The sequence below is a fragment of the Wolbachia endosymbiont of Drosophila incompta genome, from assembly GCF_001758565.1.
Taxonomy (GTDB): Bacteria; Pseudomonadota; Alphaproteobacteria; order Rickettsiales; family Anaplasmataceae; genus Wolbachia; species Wolbachia pipientis.
The window spans coordinates 55405-57548 of the sequence record NZ_CP011148.1 but is presented as its reverse complement, the minus strand read 5'-3'; the positions used below and the strand labels follow the sequence as shown (position 1 = coordinate 57548).

General features: G+C 34.7%; 5 protein-coding genes (2 of these 5 only partly in view). All 5 read right to left on the bottom strand.

All coding sequences use genetic code 11. From position 1 onward, the window contains the following. A protein-coding gene (locus WG67_RS00265; protein WP_070356722.1) for a murein hydrolase activator EnvC family protein crosses the window boundary here: on the bottom strand, positions 1 to 562 show its 5' portion. Its footprint begins 35 nt before the window's first position; 562 of the gene's 597 nt are visible here — the first part of the coding sequence; the start codon lies at positions 560 to 562; its stop codon lies beyond the left edge, outside the window. Positions 563 to 607: 45 nt separating this feature from the next. Next, on the bottom strand, positions 608 to 934 hold the full coding sequence (locus WG67_RS00260) for a MerR family transcriptional regulator (protein ID WP_006279880.1): 327 nt from the start codon (positions 932 to 934) through the stop codon (positions 608 to 610). Then, positions 934 to 1239, bottom strand: a complete 306-nt coding sequence (locus WG67_RS00255; RefSeq protein WP_010082582.1) for an integration host factor subunit alpha — start codon at positions 1237 to 1239, stop codon at positions 934 to 936. The genes WG67_RS00260 and WG67_RS00255 overlap by 1 nt, the downstream gene beginning before the upstream one ends. Positions 1240 to 1299: 60 nt before the next feature. Continuing rightward, positions 1300 to 1518, bottom strand: a complete 219-nt coding sequence (locus WG67_RS07050) for a hypothetical protein (protein ID WP_245683372.1) — start codon at positions 1516 to 1518, stop codon at positions 1300 to 1302. 25 nt (positions 1519 to 1543) lie between these two features. Next, positions 1544 to 2144 carry part of the coding region annotated (locus WG67_RS00250; protein WP_458694948.1) for an MFS transporter on the bottom strand (this coding region is incomplete at its 5' end). 132 nt of the annotated region lie beyond the right edge of the window, so 601 of the 733 annotated nt are shown.

Sequence of the window (2144 nt, the reverse complement as noted above, 5' to 3'; positions counted from 1 at the left end):
CTTGGCCATTATGTCGTATTGTGAAACACATCTGTGGATCTTTATCTTGTGTGCTTGATTTACCTGCAGATCCAATTACTTGACCTTGCTTTACTTTATCGCCAATTTCAACATGTATGTTTTTTAAATAGGAGTACACAGTCATGTAATTATCTTTGTGTTCCACTATAATTAAATTCCCATACCATCTCAGCCCTTTGCCTACATATATCACTTTGCCTGGTGCAGAGGAAACTACGTTCGTTCCATTTTGAGCAGCAATTTTTATGCCATCCTTACACATTTCATCAGAAGAGGTAGCTGAACCTTTAACTGGCATTACAAATTTACAATTTACCCCCACATTTTGTGTATTATTGTTATCTTTGTATATCCTATTTATGATGGCTTTTCTACTTTCTTTTTGCACTGAAGGCTCCCTAATTAAATGGTACTCTCTTGTATATTCCAGATCTCTTTTTCCGTAAAATTCTTCGCCTTTAAGCAGCACAGGTGCAGGTTTTTGCAGGCCACAGCCTATTAATATTGCTAATAACATAAGAAATGAGGCTATATGCCACATTTTAAACTCTCACAAAACTCCAAAATTTTAGCGAGACGTAGTGTTTCACGCCTGCTTGTTACTTTCCTCGTTATTTATTTTACTAGTTAAATAGTCCCTCAAATCGGTGAGTTCTTGCAACAAATTCTTTGTGACTTTTATATCATTACCAAATTCTTTTTGCACTCCTTTTATTGTATATCCTTTATCATATAGCATGTATTTTACTTTCTTTATGGCCTCTATACACTTGCGATCATATAGCCTTCTTCCTTTACGCTTTGTAGGCTTAATTTGATGAAATTGACCTTCCCAAAATCTCAAAACATGCTGTTCCAAATGTAGCTCTTCAGCTACTTCCCCAATCGTATAAAATAATTTTTCCTTGTTCATTAATTATTGATTGATTTTTTTATAATTTTTGAAGGCCTAAAAGAAACTGAATTTCTTGCCTGAATCATCACTTTCTCCGATGTATTTGGTATATTTCCTGGTCTTTCCTTCTTTTTCTTAACCAAGAATGTTCCAAATGACGATATTTTTACTATTCCATCCTTTACCAAGCTTGTCTTTATTTCGTCCAATATATCATCTATTATCGAAACATAGTCTTCCTTTGATAATCCTATTTCTTGGTTTATATCTCCAGCTATCGTTGCCTTAGTTACTGTTGTGTCTTTTGTTGTAACGTGATCCATTATTGATAAATATTACAATACGTAAATATAATATAGCAATCGACTCAAGATTCAGCTACTTTATTTTTTAGAGTATGTCTCTTTTGTTGCATAATTTAAAATACCGGCAACTATCAATATCGCAAATATTGCAAAAAGTTCCATTTTATGATCTGTAAAAAGTGCTAACATTGACACTATAACTCCACTGCCAATAAACATAAATCCATTGATAATGGATGATGATGTGCTGATGTATTTTCGTTTCACAATCTCGCTGCCGACAGTAAAATTAAGCATATGTCCTCCCGCAAAAAACCGATCACTAACAACAAAAGTACACAACGTGGACTGTTAAATGGCTGTATAGTAAAATAATAATTGAGACGCCTTGCAATAAAGCAAAAGCAGAAATTACATGTTTCCTATTTTTAAATAAGTTNNAGATTCGATCTGCAATTGGAGCACCAACTGCAAGACCAAGCCATAGTATTGCAGTTGCTATACCTGACTCCATTGCATTGAGTTCTGAGTTGCCCAGTAACCTTGGAGCCCACAAGGTATTAAGTGCTAAAAATGTTCCAAAAGTAATAGCACCCACCACTGAAGTTATCCAGATATCTCTTAATTTTAGCACTGTTAATATAGAGCACATTACTGTCTTCATAGAGCTTTTTATTGTGCGCTTTTCTGAGCTGCTTTCTGGAAGTGTGTTTGGACAAAAAAGCGTAAGTACAAATATCAACACACCAAATAGTATTATGCATACAATCAGATTTTTCCAATATGCATCTTCGGCAAGCAAGTTAGAGAACAGTATTTGAATTACCAAAGCAGAAAGGCTTGAAATTGTCTGCCCTAGTGAAAACATTAGTCCAAATTGGGCAGCGGAAAAACATATGCTACTTGTGTGAGCAGCACCAATA